At 66.2% G+C, this 5,544-nt stretch carries 4 protein-coding genes; all 4 read left to right on the forward strand.

Annotation, left to right across the window (positions count from 1 at the left end):
* Positions 1-565: FAD binding domain-containing protein (locus tag EN991_RS21415; RefSeq protein ID WP_127369495.1), on the forward strand; the 565-nt coding region annotated here is incomplete at its 5' end.
* Entirely contained in the window at positions 562-3,396 is a 2,835-nt protein-coding gene (locus EN991_RS21420) for a molybdopterin cofactor-binding domain-containing protein (RefSeq protein WP_127369496.1), read from the forward strand. The genes EN991_RS21415 and EN991_RS21420, both read left to right, overlap by 4 nt.
* A complete protein-coding gene (locus EN991_RS21425) occupies positions 3,393-4,934 on the forward strand; it encodes a 6-hydroxynicotinate reductase (RefSeq protein WP_127369497.1) in 1,542 nt (513 codons plus the stop codon). Before EN991_RS21420 ends, EN991_RS21425 begins: the two co-directional genes overlap by 4 nt.
* Positions 4,934-5,544 (forward strand): UPF0280 family protein (locus EN991_RS21430; protein ID WP_127369498.1); only part of this gene is annotated, 611 nt, incomplete at its 3' end. The genes EN991_RS21425 and EN991_RS21430, both read left to right, overlap by 1 nt.

Below are 5,544 nucleotides of genomic sequence, written 5' to 3' on the forward strand. Positions count from 1 at the left end.
GATCCAGAACGTCGCCTCGGTCGCCGGCAATCTCTGCAACGCCTCGCCTGCCGCCGACGGCGTGCCGGCCCTGCTCGTCCTCGACGCCGAGGTCGAGCTGCGCTCGGTGGCAGCGACGCGGCACCTGCCGTTGCAGGACTTCATTCTCGGCAACCGCCGCACGGCTCTGCTGCCCGGCGAGATGGTCACGGCGATCCGCGTGCCGAAGCCCAGCGGCACGTCGGCTTTCGTCAAGCTCGGCGCCCGGCGCTATCTCGTCATTTCCATTGCCATGGTGGCAGCACGTCTGGCCGTCGACAATGGCACCGTCCGGCAAGCGGCGGTCGCGGCCGGCTCCTGTTCGGTGGTGGCCAAGCGGCTGGCCGGCGTCGAAGCCGCGTTGTGCGGGCTGCCGGTGGATGGCGAGCTTGCCGATGCGGTCCTGTCCGCGCCGATGAGCGAACTGTCGCCGATCGCCGATGTGCGCGGCAGCGCCGAATACCGGCTCGATGCGGTGCGCGAGATTGTTGCCCGCGCCGTGCTTGCGGCTGTGGGGCGGACGACTGGCGAAGAGGTGGCGGCATGAGCCAGGTTCAACCTGACGTGCGTGAAGCAGTGCCCGACCTGGGCGCCGTTCGGCCTGCTCGCGGCCCGGAGCGCGTTGACATCGCCTTCGAGGTCAATGGCAGCGTCGTATCGGTCAATGTGCCGCCGCTGCGCCGGCTGTCCCTGGTGCTGCGCGACGAACTGGGGCTGACCGGCACCAAGGTCGGCTGCGATGCCGGCGATTGCGGCGCCTGTACGGTGCTGGTCGACGGCGATCCCGTCTGCGCCTGCCTGATGTCGGCGGCGTCCGCTGCCGGCGCATCGGTGACGACCGTGGAAGGGCTTGCCAACGGCCGGCTGTCGGCGTTGCAGGCCTCTTTCCTCGCCCATGGCGCTGCGCAGTGCGGGATTTGCACGCCGGCGCTGCTGGTCGCGGCGACGGCGTTGCTGGAGAAGAAGGCGAGCCCCACCGAGGTCGAGGTACAGGACGCGCTCGGCGGAATTCTGTGCCGCTGCACCGGCTACCGGAAGATCATTGCCGCAGTGATGGATGCCTCCCTGCAGGCAGCAAGCCTGGATTTCCGCTTGCCCCGGTCAGGCCACGCGATCGGTTCCTCGCCCATCCGGCTCGACGGCGTGCCGAAGGTCACCGGGGCTGAGAAATTCGGCGGCGATTCTTTCCCCGCCGATGCGCTGGCCGTGCTGGTGGTCCGCTCTCCGCATTACCACGCCAGCTTCGCCTTCGGTGACCTCGATGGCTGGGCGAAGGCACATCCCGGTGTCGCCTGCGTCTTCACCGCCGCCGACATTCCGGGAAAAAACTGTTTCGGCGTCATCGGCCCCTTCGCCGACCAGCCGGCACTGGCCGAAGGGTTTGCCCGCCTTCGCGGTGAGGCGGGGGCGTTGGTCGCTGGCGAGCGCGAGGCGATGCTCGATATCGACCTCTCGGATTTTCCGATCCGCTGGACCGAATTGCCGCATGTTCTCCAATCCTGCGAAGCGCGCGCCGGCGGTGCCAAGCTCATCCATGAGAACAGACCGGCAAACCTGCTGACCTCCGGCTTCGTCGAACGCGGCGATCCGGAAGGGGCCCTTGCCGGTGCAGCGTTCACGGTGTCCGGCGTCATCGACACCTCCTATGTCGAGCACGCCTATATCGAACCGGAAGCCGGCTATGCCTATGTGGACGGCGACACGCTGGTCGTCGTCGCCTGCACCCAGGCGCCCTATATGGACCGCGACGAGACGGCGAAGGTGCTCGGCCTTGCCGTCGACAAGGTGCGCATCGTGCCGACCGCGACCGGCGGCGGTTTCGGCTCGAAGCTCGACGTCTCGCTGCAGCCGCTGATCGGCCTTGTGGCGATGAAGACAGGGCGGCCGGCGGCACTTGCCTACACCCGCACCGAATCGATGATGTCGACCACCAAGCGCCATCCGGCCGAGATGAAGGCGACCATCGGCGCCGATGCCGACGGCCTTGTCACCGGCATGATTTTTGAAGGCAATTTCAACACCGGCGCCTATGCAAGCTGGGGCCCTACCGTGGCCAACCGCGTGCCGGTGCACGCCTCCGGACCCTACGCGACGCCGAACTACCGCGCCGAAGGCCGCGCCATCCATACGCATGGGCCGATCTCCGGCGCCTTCCGCGGCTTCGGCGTGCCGCAAGCGACGATCATGCAGGAGACCCTCTATGATGAGCTGGCCGGCAAGCTCGGCATGGACAGGCTCGATTTTCGCTTGAAGAATTGCCTTCGTAACGGCTCCGAAACGGTCACAGGACAGCTTCTGGACTCCGGCGTCGGCATTGCCGAATGCCTCGAATCGCTGCGGCCGCACTGGGCGCGCGCGGCGGCCGATGCGGAGGCATTCAACAGTGGCAACACAGATAGAAAGCGCGGCGTCGGCGTCGCGTCCTGCTGGTATGGCTGCGGCAACACCTCGCTGCCCAATCCGTCGACCATTCGGGTCGGCATCGCGGCCGACGGCACGGTCATCCTGCACCAGGGCGCGGTCGATATCGGCCAGGGTTCGAACACGGTCATCGCCCAGATCTGCGCCGACGCGCTCGGCCTGCCGCTGGAGAGATTCCAGCTGAAGAGCGCCGATACATCAATTACTCCCGATGCCGGCAAGACATCGGCCTCGCGCCAGACCTTCGTCACCGGCAAGGCGGCCGAGAAGGCCGGCCGCGCCTTGCGTGAAAAGATCCTGCGTTTCGCCAATGTTTCGGAAAAAGCCGCTCTCCAACTCGACGGCCCGGCGATCGTCATCCGCGAAGGCGAAGCCACCCGCCGCATTGATCTCACGACGTTGGACCTGGATGCCGAGGGCTTCGTCTTCCGCGCCGAGGAGAGCTACGACCCGCCGACGCTGCCCCTCGATGCCAAGGGCCAGGGCAAACCCTACGCCGTTTACGGCTATGGCGCGCAGATTGCCGAGTTGGAGGTCGATCTCAAGCTCGGCACGGTGAAGCTGATCAAGATCACCGCCGCGCATGATGTGGGCAAGGCGATCAACCCGCTGCTGGCCGAAGGCCAGATCGAAGGCGGTATCGCGCAAGGCATCGGCATGGCGCTGATGGAAGAGTACATCCCCGGCCGCACGGAGAATCTGCACGATTATCTCATCCCGACCATTGGCGACGTGCCGCCGATCGAGACCATCCTGATAGAAGTTCCGGATCCGGAAGGACCCTTTGGGGCCAAGGGTTTGGGCGAGCATGTGCTGATCCCGACGGCGCCGGCAATCCTCAACGCCATCCGCCACGCCACCGGCGTTCTGATCACCAAGGTTCCGGCGACGCCGACGCGTATCCGCGCTGGCATCCGCGAAAAAGATGGCATCCGCGAAAAGGAAGCACGCCGATGAGCGAGCTTGCCGAACGCTTCGAGACCCATGATCCCGGCGAGAAGCTGGTGGCGGAGAAGATCCGCTGCGATGCCTGTCCGGTGATGTGCTACATCGCTGATGGTCGCACCGGCGCCTGCGACCGCTACGGCAATGTCGGCGGCAGGATCGTGCGGATGGACCCGCTGACCATCCTCGACCATGCGGCCGAGGCCGGCGCGGCAATCGTGCCCTTCGTCGCGGAGGGCGAACAATGGGACGGCGAACTGGTCAACACCGGCCGCCGCTTCGTCACCGCAATCGGCGCCGGCACCACCTATCCCGACTACAAGCCGGCGCCGTTCATCGTCAGCCAGGAAGTCGAAGGCGTCGATCTCGTCACCGTCGTCACGGAAGGCATTTTTTCGTACTGCGGCGTCAAGGTGAAGATCGACACCGACCGGCATATCGGACCCGAGACGGCTATTGTGCGATCGCAAGGCGAGGCAATCGGCCATGTCACGACGGGCGAGTATGGCTCGCAGATGCTGTCGCTGGGCGGCGTGCATCATCTGACCGGCGGCTCGAAGGCCGAAGGACGCGCCACCTGCGACGCGCTGCTCAATCTGTGCAACCGCAAGCCGGTGGAACTGGCCATCGACGGCGGCGCCGCCATAACAGTCGAAGCCGGCAAAGCGCCTGTCATCGACGGCAAGCAGGAACATCGCATGCGCGTCGGCTGCGGCTCGGCGACCATCGGCATGTTCGCCACGCAATGGCGCGGCCTTGTCGACGAGGTGGTGGTGGTCGACGACCACATCACCGGCGTCGTTTCCGAGCATCAGGCCGGCAAGGTGCTGGGCTGGCAGGACACAGGGATAAAGATCCTCGGCCGCCGTTCGACGCCGGGCCGCTATTTCAAGGTGTCTGAGCCAGGCCTCGGCTGGGGCGGCACCAGCATTTCAGACCCGCTGTCGATCCTTGGCGAGTGGAACGCCAAGAAGGGTGCGCGGCCGGGCCTGTCGCTGCTGATGGTTTCGACCACCGGCGAGCAATTCGCCTATTACGAGCTCGACGACGAGTTGAAGCCGGTGCAAAAACCGTTTCCGGAACGGCTGCAAAAATCGGTCGGCCTGATCGAGGACAATTGCGAGCCGGCTTTGTGCACGGTGCTGTTCATCGGCGGCGCCGGCGGTTCGCTGCGCGCCGGCGTCACCGAAAACCCGGTCAATCTCACCCGCTCGGTTCAGGGCCTGACCACCTATGTCACGGTCGGCGGTGCGCCGGTCTATGTCTGGCCGGGCGGCGGCATCACGCTGATGGTCGATGTCACACGGGTGCCGGAAGGCGCCTTCGGCTATGTGCCTACACCGGCGCTGGTGGCGCCGATCGAATTCACGCTGCGCCGCGACGACTATGTCAGGCTCGGCGGGTACGAGGCGGAGATCCGCAGCGTCGAGGATATTGTCGCAAAAGGCGGTGAGTACCTGAATCCGCGCCGCGGCACAGGCGCCGAAGCCAACAATCCATGGCCGCCACTCGCGCAGCTACGTCGTGCCGGCTCGAACGGGGCCGGGTGATGCAAGGCCCGCAAGCCCATTGGCTGCAGGACGGCAAGCGGCTGCATCTCAACCACGGGCCGATCGACCTGATCGTCGAGGTTTTTGGTGAGGCGGATGAATGCCGCCGAGCCTATGAACAGGCCATAGCGCGGTTCCAGACGATCCTGGTGGAGCTGGTCGAGGAACTCCCCGAATTGCGGCTGCCGGCGTTTTTCCTGGCGCCGCGCACCTTCGCCGGCCCGACGGCGCGCCGCATGGAGGCAGCCGTCATGCCCCTGGCGGAATGCTTTATAACTCCGATGGCGGCCGTCGCGGGATCGGTAGCCGACGAAATGCTCGCCGCATTGCTTGCCGGTCGCAAGATCGAGCGCGCCTATGTCAACAATGGCGGCGACTGCGCGCTCCATATCGGCAAGGGCCAGTCGATGGGTCTGGCGGTAGCCGGTACCGGCAACGGCATGGCCGACCGGATCACGATCCGCGCGGAAGATGGCGTTCGCGGCGTCGCCACCAGCGGTTGGCGTGGCCGCCCCTTCTCGCTTGGCATTGCCGACGCCGTCACCGTGCTGGCGCGGACCGGCGCCGAAGCCGATGCGGCGGCGACGCTCATCGCCCACGCGGTGGACCT

This window comes from Mesorhizobium sp. M7A.F.Ca.US.005.03.2.1, from assembly GCF_003997795.1.
Classification (GTDB): Bacteria; Pseudomonadota; Alphaproteobacteria; order Rhizobiales; family Rhizobiaceae; genus Mesorhizobium; species Mesorhizobium ciceri.